The organism is Chryseobacterium sp. ZHDP1, assembly GCF_018603435.1.
GTDB lineage: Bacteria > Bacteroidota > Bacteroidia > Flavobacteriales > Weeksellaceae > Chryseobacterium > Chryseobacterium indicum.
In genome coordinates this window covers 1667949-1686201 of the sequence record NZ_CP075682.1, presented here as the reverse complement: position 1 = coordinate 1686201, position 18253 = coordinate 1667949, and the positions used below count along the sequence as shown (strand labels likewise).

The following is an 18253-nucleotide window of genomic DNA, read 5'->3' as shown; positions in this document are numbered from 1 at the left end:
TTATTTATTAAAATTTATAACCTTCAATGAAACTTACACTGGATGTACACGCCGTGGGAGGCGTAATCCCGTCAATATCTGCCGCACTGAATCCGTAATACAACAAAGACAAAGCTCCGTTTGAACCACTTTTTACAAAAGTTGCCGATACTGAACCGGTGGAAACGATAATGGTATAAATGCCCTGGTTTCTCATAATCATCACTTCGTAGGGTATGGATTGGAATTGTCCTACATTGAAGCCTCCCGATATCACAGATGACGATATATCCGCCCAGCCATATTTCACTGAACTGGAGTCATTATTTTGTTTTATTTTAGAAAATGCCTGACTGCTGTTTACCAAAGTCAGAGGATTGGAAGAAAGACCGACACCGATGATATTCCCCCAGCTTGTTAAACGTCCTGAACCTACCGTAACAGAAGCTTTCAAATAAAAATTTTCATTATCCGAAATTATTGTACCCGACTTGGCTGCACATACAACCGTTTCAAATTCAGTATATGGTGCATTGCCTGAATTTGGATAATGGCTTACCGTGGTACCGGAGGCATTGATGGTGTTGTTGACCTGTGCCGGAGTGGTTGACGCTTTCTCCCACGTCATCCCTGAAAAATCAATCGGGATTACATTAGAAACCAGAGTAATGGTAACACTTGCCCCGGTTGTATAAGAAGCCGCGCCGTTCCAGAGCTTAACCTTATAGGTTCCCAAAGCGAGATCTTTAAAATTATACCAGAAGGAAAGGTCTAAACCGCTGGTATATAATTGCACCTGACTGTTGGGAACCTGAAACTCAGTACCTCCTGCATCTACCAGATACACGGCAAAACCTGCGGGATTCAGATTCAGATTGGCACCCCTCATTACAAACCACTGTGCTGTATCCTGTTTCGCCGCAATTGGCGGGGTTATAATGGCGACACTCATGGTATTGGTCGTCCAGCCACCGTTTGCGATCGTTTTTATTTCATTTTTCTGTGCGTCGGTAAAGCCTTCCCAAAGTGCTTTATAGTCTGCGTAATCCCTGTACATAAACATTCTGGCTGCTCCGGTTAAATCCGAGCCATAATAACGCCTGTTTGAGTGCGTGATCTGATACGGCAGGGTTTCCGTATTTTCATCGAAAACCACTGCTTTACTCCGGATCCTTCCATTGCTGAGATGCAGCATTTCAGCAGGTGCCGTTGTACCGATCCCGAATTTCGTACCGTCTGTATAAATGCGGGATCCTGTAAAATCATTTCCGTTCCAGAACAGCAGGTAACCGGAAGCAGGATTAATGGCAGCCCATGAAACCTGCCCGAGAAAATACCTTGCGTAATAATTTCCGCTTGCGGTCGGCTTATTCATTTTGCCGTCCAAAGCTGCCTGTAAGCCCTGAACCATTGCAATGGTGAGATTCGTTAATCCGGTGGGAATATAATTATCAGCCGAGGTTTTGCTGCCTCCTTTATAGATGTATAAAGAATAATTTCCCGCTCCGTCAGGAATGGCAATGATATCATTTTTTTCATAGGTATAATTGGCATGATCAGCCATGAAAGAAGCTAACGAAGTCTGTGTTACCGTAATAAGCTCGGTTAAACCTAACGCCTCAATCATTCCGGACATAATTTTCCCGTCGCTGTTAACATAGTTTTCCAGCAGCATACAAAGGGAATTGATCTGCTCTTTATTGTATACCGACTGGCTCTGTCCCGTATCCACCAGAGCGGTATTGGCAGGAATCTCATCTACGCCCAGCCTGTTTTTCCATGCATTGACATGGGCGGCGGTCAGGTTCGAAGCGTCCAGTTTTGCGAGGTATCCGGCGTGCGCATTCGAATCATTGAGATGGCTGCTGAGGGCTTGCGCGCTTGCCGTCTGTTCAAAAAGCCCGGCAAGCCCGCTAACCTGCGACATGGGGATGGACTCATCCTTATGCCAGAATGAAGACCATGAAGCCTGAAATTGTGCCTGTGTGGGAAAATCCCCGGTTTCAAACCAGCTTAAAAGTGTATTTAAAGGTGTTGCCATGAGGTGTAAAATATTATTGAAAATCAGGTTCTATAAAATCGACAATGACCCCGCGGTTCAGGACATCCATGGGCATTCCCTTTCCCCCGGAATTGATCCCGTAGGTATGGTCATAGAATCCGTCCGGGGCTTTCCCGTTCCATTTGATAACGGAAAGGTCATTCCCCACGGCGGTCTGCCCGCTGTTGGTGGCTCCGTAAAAAGGGATCACATAATCCGGAATATTATTCTGGGTGATGGTTTTACTGTGGCTGCCGACCGTGGTTCCCAGGGTTGAAAAAACAGGATCGTTGGGATCAAGCCCGAAAATGGTCTTTCCTTTAAAATCCGTGCAGGGTTTCCAACCCGCCGGAATCTCAGAAAGGGGCTTGCGCCAGAACCATGCAATCCCCCCGTTAACAATGGGAGCGGTCTTGAGCTCTACTTTGTCAAGCCTTGTTTTAATATCGTTCAGGTCGGCTTGCGTTGCGGCGGCATTGATTTTTTCCATCATGACCTTTAACGTGTCCAGTCTTTTAAAGTCGCCCCAGTTCCACATATTGTCAGGAGCAGAAAGTCCGAATTTTACCGTTTTCTTTTCGATCAGTATTTTATCGGTCTGATCCTGAAACGTTTTGGTGATCTGCGCCGTATGGATATACACCGAAGCAGTGACCAGTCCGCCCTCAAAATAGAGGACGTCCCCGTTGATCACCACAATACCGGGGCTTACGCTCTGCCCGGTGGGCGTACAGCCCGAGAGAATCGTTAAATGCCCGGCTACATCCCCCAAAACATTGAAGATGGTGTATGCTTCCTGGAGCACGTCCATTAAATCGTTGGTGAGGGGAACACCGCCGGTCTGAAGAAATTGGATATTAATTCTCATTATGGTATGATTTCTATGCTGTAGCGTTTGCTTATTAATTTGTAAAAGTCAATCTCGGCTCTGAGCTGATGCATATTGATCGGCGTGCCGGGAATCCTGACGATAAAATCGTACTCTGAATACAATTCCGCTTCCGTTCGCAGGTACAGAGGATTTTCATCCCCGTAAAGCCACCGGGTTTTGGAAAAATAGAGATTGTCCTCGGCTTCCGTATACAAATAAACCCCTTCATACTGCACGGCATTTACAATCCGGATCCTTCTTTCCAATGGATCAAAAGCATCATTAAGCCTTCGTTCCATAGAGAATTTCTGGTAATTGAAATTCATTTTAATTAAATTCTGTTTTCTTCTTTTCAGAAACTCAATGTATAATGCTTCAAGAGGGAAAATCAGGCACCACAAAAAATGAAGGGTTACCGGTTTTCTCCTGGAAGTAGGCAGCCACCATAGGGCTAACTGTTTATAACTGATATTAAATAACTCATCTTTCATTACTCGGCAGGCTGATAATTAATGTATTCTATTCCGCTCCAGTCTTCAATTTTAAACCGCCCTGATTTGGGGATTCTGCTGATCTCAACGGGTTGGAATAATCCATACCCGGTTCCCGGTTCGATCCATTGGCTCGAAACCTCTAATTTTTGCAGGTCTCTTACGCCGTTCACTTCCTGAATAACATTTTCCAAGGCTTCGACAGAAAGCTCACCGTTAAATGGCAGGTTTTTTAAAAAATTCTCAATGGCAATTTTAACGGGATACTCCGCCGTCAGAATGCTCATGCCGTCCGGATGCAGGAGTAAGGGATCGAAACAGATCCTGTATTTTAATAAAAGAATATCCGGCAGGAAATTCACCACCACAATATTGTCTCCGGTCGCCTGTATTCTTTCGATATACGATTTAAAAGCAAGGGCTTTTTCATCTGAAATCACCTCGTCCATATTTTCACCGGCAATTTTCATGGATATTTTTTTTACCCCGTTTCCGCTGATATTGGCAGTAACCGAAGCATACTTTATAATTTTTGAATCTTCGATCTCCTGCTGTGTCGCGGTAATGATATTTCCGTTTCCGTCTTCATAGGTTGGGAGAAACTCCCCGGTGTAGGAAAGCGGATCCAGTTCAAACCCATACTGAAACCGGAGTGCCTGCTCGCGGTACCATTTTTCATTGGGAACTTTCTGGGCAGCGATTTTATCGTCAATTTCTTTCATGTGCAATCTGAGGGCTTCCTGAAAATTAAAAATCATAAAAGCCACCGTTTCCAGCATATTGCGCCAGACCGCTGTTTTAGAATTGGAGGTCAGCCCCTGTAAAAAAGGGTTTGCCTCTTTTAGCGAAAGGATAAGTCCGATGAGTTCCTGAAGTGTACTGTTCATATTAGCTTACTTTAAAACCGTTTGCAATCTGCATATATCCGATCCCTTTTAATGTTGGTATTTCGCTGTCCTGTTCGGCTGACCAGCCCGTTGCAGGCTGTATGTTCTTGGCATCGTAATAATTCAGGACGTCCGTATTTTTAAATACATCTTCAGGAATTTCAAGGGGTAATCCTGCAGATAATACGTCCGAAACCGACAAGCCGTTAGCCACGGCGATGGCAAAGCAGTTTTCCACGGTTCCTGTGTATTGAATTGCAATGTCCAGAATAGTCTGATGAGTTAAAACAATTGTTTTCATTACGTTACTTTTCCCTGAGTTAAAGGACTTCCGGCACCGCCGCAAATTCCGGTCACGGTTCCGCTTTTTACATATTCCTCGATGGCATCCGCCAGTTCCTGAGCCGCGGTTTCTACATTACCTGTCGTTGATGGCTTATGTAACATCGTAATAAGCCTTTGGATGAGCCGGGGCTTTATTAAGGGGCATCTCTTTGGGCGTTTATGGTGAAATTTTCAGCATCTTCAATTTGAAAATCAATGCGGGTAAAGCCGTCATATTTTAGCTGTTCGTTGACCTCACGGGTAATCCCCTGGCGGGTATTTCTTGCCTTGAGCATTCTGGGCAGTTCCGCGCCCAGAAGCGGGGTATTTTTAAATTCCCCTTTAAAGGCAATGAGTATGCTTTCAATTTCCTGCTGTCCGGATTCTCCAATATAAAAATCACCGTTTACAATGGAAATATCATTGTCGTCATTCAGTAGGATATCATTCATAATTTTTAGGTTAAAATTTTGTTTAATGCCTGTTTATTGGTGTTGACAATATCATTTTTAATCTGCATGATTGCCGGAACATCAGGGGTGACTCCAATTGAAACCACCACTTTTGCCAGCTCATCACAGAGTTTCCCGAACCCGTCCTGAAACCCGTTAAGAACTTCTTTTAAATTTTCACCGTCCCGGTTGAACTGAAAACCGGAACCATCGAAAGTGAATTCTGATTTTTCGTTCCTGAAATAAATCTTCTCAACCTCGCTTACGGAAAGGACTACTGCCTTATTGTTTTTTTGGTAAGTACCAATTGTTACTAAGCTTCCTAACTTCGGTAGGATAACAAGTTTGTCTGTTTTGTTTTCAACAACCGCATTAAAAGAGCAATCAAAAAATTCTTTTTTATTATCAATGGTTACAACCTGACAATAGTCATTCTCAACCTTGATTACTTTTGCCGTATCTAAAATCACCGGAAACCTGTTAAGTAATTGTTTTAAACTCTCCATCCCTGTATGTTTTTCCTATGTCAATTATTCTCCTGTAACCGCCGGTTGCGCTCATCGTGATCTCCACTTCATCCACAAAATTTTTGGTGTTCCTTTCTTCATACTTTTTATCCTGTACCTGTACTACCTGTCCGTGTTCCACCCGTGACCAACCGAAAGAGGTTATAGTACCTTTATACCCGCCTCTTGCTTTAAGGTTCTTAAATCTGTTATCGGTTCGCTCTTTAAGTTCCTCTTTGGTAAGTCCGTCTCTATCAGTCCAGTGTTCAATATCGCCGCCTTCTTCACCCGTTTCATAAGTTGTAACCTGACCGCTTTTATTAATACTTTTCGCATAAATTTTCACTTTAGCTTCATCCGGGAATATATATTGCAGGTTGTGATCAATAATATTCTCGCCGTATTCAAACACCGGCTGAGCCTTTGAAACTTTTTCGTCCGAATAGATTTTACCACACACCAGTCGTCCGTCCCTGAAAAAGGTATAAATGCCCGCTTTTTCCTGAAGCTCATTAAAAACCTTGACGGCGGTGGTCTGTTTCATCGAAAAATCTCCGTAGACTTCATCAATACAATCCAGTTCATACCCTGGAGCGACCGCCTGAATAATCTGCTGTACCGTGGCGTTTTCAACTGACACGCTTGTTTCTTTTCGTTTGAGCTGCCACATTTCATCCTCGCAAATCAGTTCATAGGGAATATTAATCCTTGGTGACCGTGCCACATAGCCGGTAAACTCTGTAAACAGCTGCCGGTTGTAGCCCAGTCTGATTTCTACCTTATCACCGACTTTTATGAAATTGCCGAGGTGTTCCACCGGTTTTAAAATGCCGTTCCCGTCATAATAATAGATGGCTTTCGGAAGTTTAATGGTTGCCGTATCGGTAAAGGTTCGCCAGCTTTTTTTAATAGTAACTTCCGTGGCTGCCGTGAACTTTAATGTTCCGATTAGTATTTCAATACAGGGTACCATTACGGGGAGATGATAAAAGGGGTTTTACTTTTTGCCTCCAATTCAAAAGCCTGAATATGCGAGTAGCCAATCGACGGCGTTAAGGTCAGCCTGTGAATGCTCATATAATGTATACCGAGCATCGTTAACAGAGTTCCTTCGCATTCAAGTAATGACGTTTTAAGCTCACAAACCCGTTGTAATTCCTTGACCTGCTGTTCCGGGTAATCGGTGCTTTCATAATTGATCAAAAGCCCTCTAATGGTCAATTGCCAGTCATCCAGTGCGATGAGTTCCTCTACATTTCCGTCACGCCCGAAAATATCGGTTTCGACAATCTTTTTAGGTCTTATGGGTTCAATGGTCGTTTCCAGTGGAAAAGAATACCCGCCGAAGCGTTCACCGGTTCCTTCAATATAAGAAGGCTTCAGGTCTATAAAATCCCAGACCGGTGTTCCCATAACGGAAACTTTAGCAAGATCATTATTAGTTGGCAGCACCTGTATATCATCAAAACCGTTAAAAAGTGCATCTGCGACGGTCTGAGTGGCAAAACCAAGCGTAAACGGAAAGTGCTGTTTGATCAGTTCTTTAACATTAATATTATAACTCGACATTTTCTCCTTCTTTTGCGTTGGCTCTTTTGTTCTCAAAAAACAGTACCCATTTCAGCTGTTCCCATTTATTCCAGAAGGTCTGGTCGTCCAGTTCCTCCGGAAAAGGAATTTTAAAATGATAGCTTATCAGGGCACTTACTTTTCGGATGAAGTCAAATCCGGCTTCCTTATTGATCGGAAGCCCTAAACTTCCCCCAGTTCCGCTTCTAAAAACTTAATGATTCCCGAAGCCTGTATTGCCGCCGTATCGGCAATGTCGCCGCTCATTTTCAGTCTTTCATCACCGCCAAGCCAGCAGTTATCCCGGATAAATTCCCCGCATTCTAAAATTTTATTTTGCGAATACATGGAAAGGGCGGTGGCTTTGATTTCCCTTCCGGGTGGTTTCAGATAACCGACAATGGGATTTCCGTCTTTATCTTTCACCGTCAGCTTGTGGAGTTTATCGGTTTTAAATTTTTTCTTCCACTCTGCGATCTGTTCCGCGGTGATATGACCTTCCTGTGTTTCGTTTTTCATTTTTTTAAGTCTTATTTTTTCAGTTAATTGATTGTTGGTGTCTTTTGATGTAAAGGGGATGCCCATTTCCCGGCATTTGTCCCTTAATTCCTGCCGGTTCATCAGGCTGCAAAGTCTATATCGTGAATGTATAGCGGGCTTTCCACGACCAACGCATCATTGCTTCCCGCTTCCGCCGACCTTCCGTTCTCTTTGAACTTACAGCCGTACAGGACATGACAGACCTGTAACCCGGTATCATCCACATAGGAAACCGTGATCGGGAAAGGCGGAATGTCCTGCAGGGTTTTTCCTTTGGGCAGTTTTGCCTGAATCGCGTCTACCGTTTCACTCAAAAGCCCGATGCTTCCTTCGCAGATTTCGTCGCCCTGTGTATATCCTACCGATTTGGTGGTTCCCACGACCTTTACCGGATCAATGGCATCGGTTCTTTTGTATTCTATTTTGGTAACGCCCATGAAGGTCGCCCCTAAAGCGGTAATACGGACATTTCCGTAATTCCTGTATTTTCCGTTGATTCTTGTCTGAGTCACCATTTTTATTGAGTATTTAAAGGGTTTCTGAAACCTACTTTCAGGGTAATCCTTCTTCCGATAGCCACCGGAATAAAAGTCAGCAGCACGATAAATTCACTTGTTGCGAGTACATTTTGCTCCGGGTTGATGTAGGCATCCACACCGCCGCTGATATCTCCGGCTGCCACCATCGGATCAAGTGAAACCTTGGTAATGGTTTCTAAGTCCTTCACCGTTTCAGGAGCCATAAACCCGGTGTTTTCATCGACGTATATACGTCCCTTCACTTTCGGGGTTAATGCTGCCTTGGCGAGCTTGATCGCCTTTTTGATCGTCCTGTTGTTTTCCCCATAAGCAAAATCAGAGGTAATTTTAGCGCAGGTATGCGTATCGTTGATATAGATTCCCGCGGTGGAAGAAATCCCGCCCAGGTTAACGATGGGCGCAAAATAGATATAGCCTTTTTCGTCCAGGGTATCCAGATCCGTATCGGAATACTCACTCAGTTTGTTACCGGAACTGAGTCCCGGAATGATAAAGGTTTTCTCATCCACATGGGTTAAGTTAAAATCATTGATCTGTTCCCCCGCGTTCTGTGAAACATCCGCCTTAGAAACCATGGCAGCGTAATCCTCCACCGCGGCATAGCCTTTATAGAGGTCGTCCCGGCTGGAAACCTGATAATCGGCACCGATCACCACGGAAATGTCCGGGCATTCGCTTAAGAGCGTTCTCAGATTAAGAGCTGCCGCCGATGTTCCTGAAAAACTTCTGCCTTCAATGTAGATTTCACAGTAGCGGTCTTTTGCCCATTCGGCATCCGCCAGAGCCTGCGCCTTAAAAATGGCATCGATACTGTCCTTATCAAGTCCCGTTTCGATAACCGGCGAATGATTCTTATCCGGGTTTAAGGAAACACAAGCCTGAACGATTTCTCCGGCTTTATCACGGAGTAATCTGGCTAAATATTGATTGTCTTTATCCACCATCTGCGTCAGGGTTACGCCCTGAGCCACGGGCATAAAATAAACCGTTATGGATGGGTTGTGAACAAAGAACCTCCGTAACCTTTCATATACGAGTACCTTATTGGTCTGGTCATATTCCTCACTAAGCCCCAATGATTCGACCTCCTGAATATTTTTCAGGGTGTAGATATTTCCCAGTACCATTTCGGAAGTGGCAACGGCATTCATCACGCTGCCGGTTATCATGTCGGCGGAGGGATTCCTTCTCCCAAGCCCGCCGTTAAGCTTTTGTACGATCAGTCTGGGACGCATCTTTCCTGTTTTTTGGGATTGTTGTTTTATTCAAAGTTTCTATCTGTTTATTGGCGGCTTCCAGTTGTTGTTTCAGATTTTCGTTTTCCGCCGCAGCATTTGAAAGTTCCTCCAGCCTGGCACCCATTTCGGTCAGCAGGCGGTCTTTTTCAGCATATTTTTCCCGAAGGGAGATAACAGCCGTAACGGTTTCGTCCGTGTCAGCATTTGCCGGTTCGTAGTCCCGGTCAAGATCACAAACCGCCGCTACATCTTCGATAATTCCTTCTAAGACTTTTCGTGCCAGTTCAGAATTGTGTAAAGCCGCCTGCAGATCCGAATCGTCCTCGTCCTCAAACCCTTCACAAAAAAAGACTTCCGGCTCACTTTCAAACCCTCTTAAACCGTGATAATCCTTAGCCGCCTTTTCTTCAAAAAAACACTGTCCGTTTTCTGAAATAAAAATTTTATCAGCCTCCGGGTATTTTTCAAAAAGCGCATTGGCTTTTTCCTGAAATTTCTTTTTATCAGACATGAAGTGAATTTTTAATGGTAATAATGATAACAGACCCGACAAGGAGAAGAAAAATCCCGCCTGCCAGCATCAATATTTTATGATACCATGCAAAGGGCTTTTTGATCTCAACCGGTTGGATACGTTCTTTCAGCCGTGATTCGTAATAAGCCGTAAGCTGTGCTTTGAGCTGTTCTGCTTCTTTACGGCATTCAACGGTCAGCTTTCCGCTTTCGTCCAGGATAACGTCAGGCTTCTGTAACGCCTTACTGTGGTCGTGGTTGTTCGCTCTTTTTTCTCTGTTCTCAGGCTTCGGCTCCCTTAGAACCGGCTTGCCGTTAATGCATTCGATCCACGCATGGTAATACGTAGAATCTGCCTGAATCTCCAGCACCGTATCCCGGATGACCTGTTTTACAACCAAAGTGTCGGAGACTGTTTCCGGCGGCAGTGGTTTCCTGCTTCCACAGGAAACCAACAGCGCCAGACAAAATAAAATAGATATAGCGTTAAAAAAAGATTTCATTTTAGTAGTTTAAATAACCTTTAATCGTCTTTCGCAGGCGTTTTTTCCTGCATACTTTAATCCCCTCACGGCTACCGGCGTCATTGGTATTTCCTATGGTATAAATAAATTCTTTGTCGAAATTTTCAACGAGACCGGTATGCCCTTGCCCTTTGCCAAAATCCATAATAAACACGGATCCGATGGCGGGATTAGAGGATTTTATTTTTTGAGCGGCTTGATTCCAGGCGGCTAAGACACCGCCTGTTTTGATTGCCGTATTATTAACATTCAGTATTTGGGAAGCCTGGCGGAAACACCAATACACAAAAGCCATGCACCACGGGGCGGCAAATCCGATCCCCACACTGGAGAGGTAGCTTTTAACCGGTTCTCCCCAGTTGGATCCGGGCGGGTTTTCCTGTTTCCCGATCTGTGTAGCCGCAACTTCCAGGGCTTTAATAGATAATTTCATGGTGAGTGTTTTTAACCGTTATCAGAAATGATGGCTCCAAAACCATACTCCTGCTTTTTATCACAAAGCCCGTATCCCTGCAGTCTGAATTCAGACTCCGGATCTGCATTGGTGGTATCCTGATATTCCGGTTTGTAAAGGATTTTGAGCTTCTCCAAATGCCAAACCGTATTGGGTGAATAGAAAAATGTTGAGGCATATTGGTCGCCATCTTCTTTAATGGATCCCCTTGCCTTCAGTTCCCCTGTCGGCGAATACAGGGGAGCCGCGTTATTTTCCCACATCCTTATTTTATAGAACCTTTTGAACTCCCCGGTGTCTTTGTCAAATTCCAGATTATCCCTGTGGTTAGCAGTTCCCGCTTTATCAATTTTAAGGTCTGAGCGGTGTTCCGGGTTCAGGATCATATTCCAGAAATTAGGCGACTCAGAGGTATCGTCATCAATAAGGTTCAATATTTCAATTTCATTGTAAAAATTGATAAGATCCTGAAACGTCAGCCTTTTTCTTCCGTTGAATACGGCTCCTGTGGTTCTTAATACCGGCATGGCTCCTGAAACATGATGAACCGGTGCCAGTTTGTTTAAAACATAATCACGCACTCCGATACGGAACCCCTGTGAATGCTTAACGCGGACTTCCGATCTCTTGTCAAATGCCAATGCCCTGATCTCGGCATCGTTGACCTTTGTCGGGTCGGTATCCAGTTTGTCCCAGGGAATAATGCTGTTTTTACCGCTCATGGACTTTGCCGTAAACGGAGCTGTATTGTTGACATAAAAACCCACATTATTGATGAGTTTATTCTGGCGAAGCCCGTCCGCTGTTTTCGCGCCTTCCGGTGCCGGCTCCAGTGCCGCCAGAAATTTATCGTTATAGTTTCTGAACTCTTTCAGTAATTGTGGGGCTACAAATTTGTTCAGGTATAACCCGTCTATTAATTCTGCCATTTTTTAGTCTTCAAATTCGGCGTTAAACAATTTTTCAAATTCTTCTCCGGCTTCTTCATTAAGCCTTTCCAGACCTTTCGGGTCTTTTTCCTGCCACTCTGAGAACGTCCATTTTTCACGTCCGTTGAACAGTTCGTGTCTGTCTCCGTCCACCAATGATTTTTGTCTTTCTAACCCCGCATTGGGATCCGGTTTGCCGGACATTCTTTCGAGTGATTTTGCTACGAGGGCATAATTTTGGGTGGCATCCTTGATCCATTCGTCCTTTTCGGCACCCGTGATCTTACCGGATTTTAAGGCTGCGGAAATCAAAACTTCCGCCTGTGTTTCCTTAAATTCCTTTAGTTCATTTTCAAGCGCATCGGTTCTTTTTGCCTTGCCGAACAGTTCTTCCAGATGCTGCTCAAATTCTTTATCCGAAGACGAAGCGGTTAATTTTCCCGCCAATCCTGCCGCGGCTAAAGCGGCGAAAATTGCTTCCTTTTTCATTTCAGTATGTTGATTAATATAATTTTCCTCAGGGGGTTCAGGATACAGGTTAAAGCATTCAAAGGCTTCTTCCGGAGTTTTGTTTGTGATGTTTTCGGCTTCCTGCCCAGTTTTTCTTTTTTTTGTAGGTTTTATCACCCGGTCACAAATTCCCAGTTCTAAGCACTTATCGGAACTCAGCCAGTGATCCTGCCCGGAATCGAACCAGTTTTTAATGGTCTGTTCATCCGCTTTTGTTCTTTCGCCAAAGATTTTTCCGAGCCTTTCTTCGCAGTTTTCAATCTGCTGTATCCCGTTTTTAAAATCATTTTTATTTCCGAAACATCCTGCGGTTACCGCATGCATCATAAAAAAGGCGTTATCGTTCATCTCGATTTCATCACCGGCAAGGGCTATCACTCCGCCCATAGATGCCGCCATCCCTTCCACAATGACTTTGGTATGTCCTTCTGAATTCAGGATCAGGTCATAAATGGCGAGCCCCTCATACACAGAACCGCCCCCGCAGTGCATTCTTATGGTTAAATCACTATTGTTTTGCAGTGCATCCCTGAAAACCTGTTGAAACCTTTTATAGTCGAACTCATCATATTTTCCGATGTACCCGTACATCCTGATTTCGGCACTGCCGGAAACCTGATTTTTGAGTTCATAATGAAAGGGCTTTTTAGACATTTCTTTGATTTTGATAAGGCAAAGATTGGCTGAAAAACACCCCGAAAAAAGCTGACGGTTAGCGGCTGAATATTTTCATACAGTGGTTGTATATTTTCATACAGCCCCTAACAGCCGGCTTCGGTAAAGTCCTTATATAAAGCAATTTTGCTTCCTATATAGAAGGAATGAAACCGGAAATTGAGGTTGCATCCGACCGAATTAAAAATTAAATACCTACGGATGAATGAAAAGAAAAAGCTGACCAATGACGAGAAATATTCTATAGCTCAGGACTTGTTTCTGGAAACGGACAAAACACAGAAAGAAATCGCAGAAATCATTCACGTCACAGAAAAAACGCTGGGAAAATGGAAAACCGAGGGCGAATGGGATTTGCTTAAAAGCGCATCAACGGTTACCGCCCGGAAGATCATCGAAAACCTGTATAAAAAGGCGCATGCCCTGAGTGAAGATCCCAAAAGCAAACCCAATGATATTATTCAGATTGCCAACAGCATTGAAAAGCTGTCGAATAAAAAGGTAACCATCAGCCAGATCATTAATGTATTTAAGGATTTCACGACGTACGCCTTTACTCAAAACGCAGAACTGGCAAAGGAGATCAACCTTTTGCAAAAAAAATATGTGGACTATAAAATCGGGGAAAAGTAATGTCGGCAATCACCATCACGAAAAGGGATTATAACGAATGGCTGGAGTTCTGTTCACAGGTTCAGAACAGTGCCGCCGTTGCCTTTAATGATACCGAGGAAACACAAAAATTACGAATTAAAAGGGCATTAACCGATTATAACTTTTTTGTTAAAACCTATTTTGAATTGTATGCTGATGCGGACTGTGCAGACTTCCATATAGATTTTGCCAATGCCTGCCTTGCGGATCCGAACTTTTTCGGGGTTGCCGAATGGGCGCGGGAACACGCCAAGTCCGTTCACCTTACCATTATTATTCCGATGTGGCTTATCGCCCATAAGCAATTAACGGGAATGCTTTTGATGGGGAAAAATGAGGACGACGCGTGTAACCTGTTATCCGATCTTCAGGCACAGCTGCAATACAATAAACTTTTTGCCCACGATTTTGGGGAGCAGTATAATTTCGGGTCATGGGAGGACGGGGATTTTACCACAAAAGAAGGAATCCGGTTTCTTGCCTTTGGTCGTGACCAGTCCCCGCGCGGGGCAAGGGAAAACGAAAAACGTCCCAATTACGGCGTGGTGGATGACGTGGACGATGACGACATTGTCCACAATCCAAAAAGGGTGGATAAAGTGGTGAAAAAGATTTTAGGAGCCATGTATTTTGCCCTCAGCATCAAAGGGGCGCGTTTCGCGATGGGCGGGAACCGTATTCATCATAATTCTATCCTTGCCAATATCGTGGGAGATACCAAACCCGGAGCGAAAAAAAGAGAGGGCATTTACCATTCCAAAGTAAAAGCCATCGAAAACGGAAAGCCCGCCTGGTGGCAGCGGTATTCATTACAGGAACTCCTGCGGAAGATCGCCAAGGCGGGAACTGTTCTTGCCAAGCAGGAATTTTTCCACGAAACGGATATTGAAGGGAAAATCTTTAAAAACAAATATTTCCGTTTTGCCAAACTTCCGCACCTCTCCAAAATGGATATCATCATCGGGTATTTTGATCCGAGTTTTGAAAACAGCCAGACCTCGGATTTTAAAGCCGTATCGGTTTGGGGACAGGATAAGTTCAAACGCTACTGTATTAAAAGGTTCACGCGCCGCTGTGAACTGGAGGACGTTTTCGAATGGATGATCAAAGTTGAGAAAAACCTGCCCCCCGGGGTGGGGATCATCTGGTACATGGAAAAACAATTTTACACCCGACCGGTAAAGAAAGCCCTCAGACGCGCCTGCAAAAAATACAAATACCCGCTTAGTGTCCTGACCGACGAAAGGCAAAAACCCAATAAATATACCCGTATGGTAAGAATGGAGCCTGAATACTCCTCCGGAAACGTGGTCTACAATGTAGAGGAAGAAAACGATCCGGATATGGTGGAAGGGAATTTACAGGTCAGGGGAATAGAACCGGGATATAATACCGCGGACGACGCTCCGGATGCAGACGAAGGCGCATGGTTTTTCCTGGATCAGTTTGTTGTTTCTGATTCGGAAGACTGGAACGAGGACGCTCTCGGTATAGGAAAACACGAAAGAAACAACGATAACGCTTATTAAGAATTATAACAATGCCTTTTTTAACAGAAACCGACTACGAAGTACAGATCCGGAACTGGATTAAACAGATTATCATCCAAAGGAAAGAAGATGTTCAGCATCGAGCCGAGCTTGCCGCTCAGGCGGAAATGGAAAGCTACCTGAGACAGCGGTATAATGTAGCGGCGATTTTTTCCGCTGCCGGAGCCGACAGGAACGCGCTTATTATTATGTATATGGTGGATATTGCCATTTACCACCTCCATGCCAATGCCGCCGCGGATGTCATTCCCGAACTGAGGATCATGCGTTACAATGCCGCTAAAGACTGGCTCAAAGCCGTTGCCAAAGGGGATATTTCTCCGGATTTGCCGGAGAAACCCGACGAAGGAGAAAGTGGCGGGGAAACCGGAAGTCAGGTGATCGAATTCGGAAGCAACCCGAAATATTCAGAGCGCTATTAATTACTCTTTAAATACGCTGTAAAATGAAATTTAAAATACAGGCGGTCACCGATTTTTTACACAATGCCTTCGGTGGCAGTAAGGATAAAGACTATGAAAGAGCCGTCACCCAGATGGTGGATGCGATCAAACGTCAGCGTACCTTATATAATAAGGAAATCAAAGACTGGAAACTGGCAAAGGCGGCAGCAATAGATCCCATGCTTCCACGCCGTAAAATGCTTATTGACATTATGGAGGAAGTGTTGGACGATCCTTTTATTTACGGGCGCAGTGAAACCCGTAAGCTCAGGGTTTCCAATAAATCGGTTGCCATTGTCGATAAAGACGGGGAAGTTAACGAAGAAAAAACCAGGCTGATCCAAAAACTATGGTTTAAAAACCTGATCAAATATACCCTTGACAGTATTTATTTTTCTTATACGCTCATGTACCCGAAGGAACTGGACGAAAACGGATTCATTAAAAAACTGTCTTTTGTGTACCGGGATCATATCGTACCGGAAACCACCGAGCTGCTTATTAATCCTTATGATCTGCAGGGCGAAAACTTTACCGTGGGAAACCTTAAAAAATGGACGCTGTGGGTACATCATGAGCATTCCATAGGACTTTTAAACAAGGCAATCCCGTTATGGATTTTTAAAAAGCATTCATGGCAAAACTGGGATGAGTTCGAGGAGATGTTCGGAATTCCGATGCGTACGGCAAAGGTGGCTTCCACGGATCCACGCGTAAAAAAGGAAGTGGATAAATGGTTAAAAGATTTAGGTTCTGCCGGATGGGCAAGATTCCCCGAAGGGGTGGAAATTGACATTAAGGAGTCCAACAGCCGGGACAGCTTTAATGTATTTAACGAAAAAAGAAAAGCCTGTAACGAGGAGCTTGCCAATCTTTTTGACGGGAATTCCGAAACGGCAAAAGACACCGGAAGCCGGGCGAAAACTGGGGAAATCATTAACGGCACTCAAAAGCTCATCACCATGGATGATGAAACCTTTGTGATGTTTTTTATCAATGACGATGTCCTTCCGTGGCTCCGCGGGCTGGGTTATCCTTTTGACGAAAACGACACCTGTATATGGAATGACAATGAAAAATTAACGCCGAAGGAAAGACTGGAAATTTTTAAGGGAGTTAAAGATTTAGGGTACAAAATCAAAAAGGAACAGATCGAAACCGAACTGGATGTTGAAATTGTCGGAGAAGTTTCCGATGGCACCCAAAGCGGTGAGCTTTCGCCACCAGTCCCTAAGAATCACTATGTAAATTTTAATGCGCCTCACAGCACTATTTCAGGTTGTGAGGCTGAGTCAGAGACCCCTTTTAATAGGGATATAACACCTGCAGAAGAAAAATTTTTGCGGCAGCTGTATGAAAATCCCGGAACCGTCAATTGGAGCTACAACGAATTTAAGGCATCGCATACCCCTTTGTTGGAGGCAATAAAACAGGGATTCGGGAAAATGAACTTTGATTTTGACAGTAACGACCACCGCCGGATGAGGGCTTGGATGAATAATATACACCGGTTCGGAGTAGACAAAACACAGGCGGAAGTCTACGAGCTTAATGAGATGTTAAAGGATCCGGAAGTAAAAGGTTTTAATGATTTCAGAAATAAGGCAAAATCAGTATTTCCGAACTATAAGGAATTGTATCTGAAAACGGAATGGGATCACGCCAGCGCTACCTCTAATATGGCGGCTCGGTATCTGGAAATGATGGACGATGTAGAAATTGCGCCTTACTGGAGATTAAACGCCATTATCGATGACGGAACGACGGTGATTTGTCGAAGTCTGGACGGGAAAGTCTTTGACAAAAGGGATCCGGATTCATGGAAATTCCTGCCCCCGCTCCATTGGAAATGCCGCACCGACGCTGAGGACGTTTTCGATGATTACGACGGGGAAATTACAAATTTTGACGGTGCGATACAAATTGATCCGGACGGCTGGGAACGGATGCAGAAACAGGGCTTTGATGTCAACTGGGGAGACAGTGATCAGGTCTTTACCCGCGCGCAAAGCTATTTAAAAAAGCTGCCGCAAGATACCAAACCTATTGATGTGGACGATTTGGGTATCACAGATTACGGGCTTTCAGAATGGGCAAAAGTCAGAAAAAATACCTACCCCAAAAAAGCGGTTACCATAAAAAGCCATATCGACAAAACAGGAATGGCAAGGGTCATCACAGCGGAGAACCTCCCTGTATGGATTGATGCCATGACCGTGCAGTCCGATGATATGCTCTTCACGCAGATCCGCGAAACGCTCATCAGTCCCGACGAAGTCTACTGGAGTGATTCTACAGCAGTTCCGCAAACAGTTTTCTTACGGTTTTATACGGACGGAGCCCTGAAAGTAACCACGGAGTCTGTCCGGGTTACGGCGTATGAGTGGATCAGTGATCCCGATACTGCCCGCAGAGGGCTTCTGGTAGGACAAAAATAAAACCTCCGCAAGGGAGGTTTATACTCTTAATGAGTTGAAGAAATGAATGAATGAGATAATAAGCGAAGGATTATAATTTCACTTGTTATAAATCATAGATAAAAATAAGAAAATAATCCGGAATAC

22 protein-coding genes are annotated in these 18253 nt (G+C 44.3%); 4 read left to right on the top strand and 18 right to left on the bottom strand.

Annotated elements, in window-relative coordinates:
- Window positions 1-7 precede the first annotated feature (7 nt).
- The 18 genes from KKI44_RS07675 to KKI44_RS07590 all read right to left on the bottom strand — a co-directional run bounded on the left by KKI44_RS07675 (window position 8) and on the right by KKI44_RS07590 (window position 13021).
- Window positions 8-2020 (bottom strand): hypothetical protein, encoded by a 2013-nt coding sequence (locus tag KKI44_RS07675; protein WP_214590561.1) that lies wholly within the window; start codon window positions 2018-2020, stop codon window positions 8-10.
- Window positions 2021-2033: 13 nt separating this feature from the next.
- A complete protein-coding gene (locus KKI44_RS07670) occupies window positions 2034-2663 on the bottom strand; it encodes a hypothetical protein (RefSeq protein WP_139326241.1) in 630 nt (209 codons plus the stop codon).
- 224 nt (window positions 2664-2887) lie between these two features.
- Complete coding sequence (locus KKI44_RS07665) at window positions 2888-3382, bottom strand: hypothetical protein (protein WP_076396826.1); 495 nt, start codon at window positions 3380-3382, stop codon at window positions 2888-2890.
- Window positions 3382-4269, bottom strand: a complete 888-nt coding sequence (locus KKI44_RS07660) for a hypothetical protein (RefSeq protein WP_076396824.1) — start codon at window positions 4267-4269, stop codon at window positions 3382-3384. Before KKI44_RS07660 ends, KKI44_RS07665 begins: the two co-directional genes overlap by 1 nt.
- 1 nt (window position 4270) lies before the next feature.
- Window positions 4271-4570, bottom strand: a complete 300-nt coding sequence (locus tag KKI44_RS07655) for a hypothetical protein (RefSeq protein ID WP_076396822.1) — start codon at window positions 4568-4570, stop codon at window positions 4271-4273.
- Window positions 4570-4716, bottom strand: coding sequence for a hypothetical protein (locus tag KKI44_RS07650; protein ID WP_214590560.1), 147 nt, complete (start codon window positions 4714-4716; stop codon window positions 4570-4572). The genes KKI44_RS07655 and KKI44_RS07650 overlap by 1 nt, the downstream gene beginning before the upstream one ends.
- A 32-nt stretch (window positions 4717-4748) precedes the next feature.
- A complete protein-coding gene (locus tag KKI44_RS07645) occupies window positions 4749-5045 on the bottom strand; it encodes an oxidase (RefSeq protein ID WP_214590559.1) in 297 nt (98 codons plus the stop codon).
- Window positions 5046-5050: 5 nt separating this feature from the next.
- Window positions 5051-5551 (bottom strand): hypothetical protein, encoded by a 501-nt coding sequence (locus KKI44_RS07640; protein ID WP_214590558.1) that lies wholly within the window; start codon window positions 5549-5551, stop codon window positions 5051-5053.
- The gene (locus tag KKI44_RS07635; RefSeq protein ID WP_214590557.1) at window positions 5526-6524 is read right to left on the bottom strand and encodes a phage late control D family protein; all 999 of its coding nucleotides are present in this window, start codon (window positions 6522-6524) and stop codon (window positions 5526-5528) included. Before KKI44_RS07635 ends, KKI44_RS07640 begins: the two co-directional genes overlap by 26 nt.
- The gene (locus KKI44_RS07630; protein ID WP_214588136.1) at window positions 6524-7120 is read right to left on the bottom strand and encodes a DUF6046 domain-containing protein; all 597 of its coding nucleotides are present in this window, start codon (window positions 7118-7120) and stop codon (window positions 6524-6526) included. Before KKI44_RS07630 ends, KKI44_RS07635 begins: the two co-directional genes overlap by 1 nt.
- Window positions 7121-7303: 183 nt before the next feature.
- Entirely contained in the window at window positions 7304-7639 is a 336-nt protein-coding gene (locus tag KKI44_RS07625) for a hypothetical protein (RefSeq protein ID WP_123906803.1), read from the bottom strand.
- Between the two features lie 101 nt (window positions 7640-7740).
- Window positions 7741-8175 (bottom strand): hypothetical protein, encoded by a 435-nt coding sequence (locus tag KKI44_RS07620; protein ID WP_053326930.1) that lies wholly within the window; start codon window positions 8173-8175, stop codon window positions 7741-7743.
- A 2-nt stretch (window positions 8176-8177) separates the two neighbouring features.
- A complete protein-coding gene (locus KKI44_RS07615; RefSeq protein WP_214588137.1) occupies window positions 8178-9434 on the bottom strand; it encodes a DUF2586 family protein in 1257 nt (418 codons plus the stop codon).
- Complete coding sequence (locus KKI44_RS07610) at window positions 9403-9948, bottom strand: hypothetical protein (protein WP_214588138.1); 546 nt, start codon at window positions 9946-9948, stop codon at window positions 9403-9405. Before KKI44_RS07610 ends, KKI44_RS07615 begins: the two co-directional genes overlap by 32 nt.
- Window positions 9941-10453, bottom strand: coding sequence for a hypothetical protein (locus KKI44_RS07605; protein ID WP_214588139.1), 513 nt, complete (start codon window positions 10451-10453; stop codon window positions 9941-9943). The genes KKI44_RS07610 and KKI44_RS07605 overlap by 8 nt, the downstream gene beginning before the upstream one ends.
- Before the next feature lies 1 nt (window position 10454).
- On the bottom strand, window positions 10455-10907 hold the full coding sequence (locus KKI44_RS07600) for a CHAP domain-containing protein (protein ID WP_214588140.1): 453 nt from the start codon (window positions 10905-10907) through the stop codon (window positions 10455-10457).
- Between the two features lie 11 nt (window positions 10908-10918).
- Window positions 10919-11857 (bottom strand): hypothetical protein, encoded by a 939-nt coding sequence (locus KKI44_RS07595; RefSeq protein WP_214588141.1) that lies wholly within the window; start codon window positions 11855-11857, stop codon window positions 10919-10921.
- A 3-nt stretch (window positions 11858-11860) separates the two neighbouring features.
- A complete protein-coding gene (locus KKI44_RS07590) occupies window positions 11861-13021 on the bottom strand; it encodes a head maturation protease, ClpP-related (protein ID WP_214590556.1) in 1161 nt (386 codons plus the stop codon).
- 222 nt (window positions 13022-13243) lie between these two features.
- On the opposite strand from KKI44_RS07590, the gene KKI44_RS07585 reads away from it, so the two are divergent.
- From KKI44_RS07585 to KKI44_RS07570, 4 genes are read left to right on the top strand one after another with little or no spacing between them, the layout of a single operon-like run.
- Entirely contained in the window at window positions 13244-13675 is a 432-nt protein-coding gene (locus KKI44_RS07585; RefSeq protein WP_076396850.1) for a hypothetical protein, read from the top strand.
- Entirely contained in the window at window positions 13675-15225 is a 1551-nt protein-coding gene (locus tag KKI44_RS07580; RefSeq protein WP_214590555.1) for a hypothetical protein, read from the top strand. Before KKI44_RS07585 ends, KKI44_RS07580 begins: the two co-directional genes overlap by 1 nt.
- 11 nt (window positions 15226-15236) lie before the next feature.
- The gene (locus KKI44_RS07575; RefSeq protein WP_214590554.1) at window positions 15237-15668 is read left to right on the top strand and encodes a phage protein Gp36 family protein; all 432 of its coding nucleotides are present in this window, start codon (window positions 15237-15239) and stop codon (window positions 15666-15668) included.
- A gap of 23 nt (window positions 15669-15691) precedes the next feature.
- A complete protein-coding gene (locus KKI44_RS07570) occupies window positions 15692-18127 on the top strand; it encodes a DUF935 family protein (RefSeq protein ID WP_214590553.1) in 2436 nt (811 codons plus the stop codon).
- Window positions 18128-18253 lie beyond the last annotated feature (126 nt).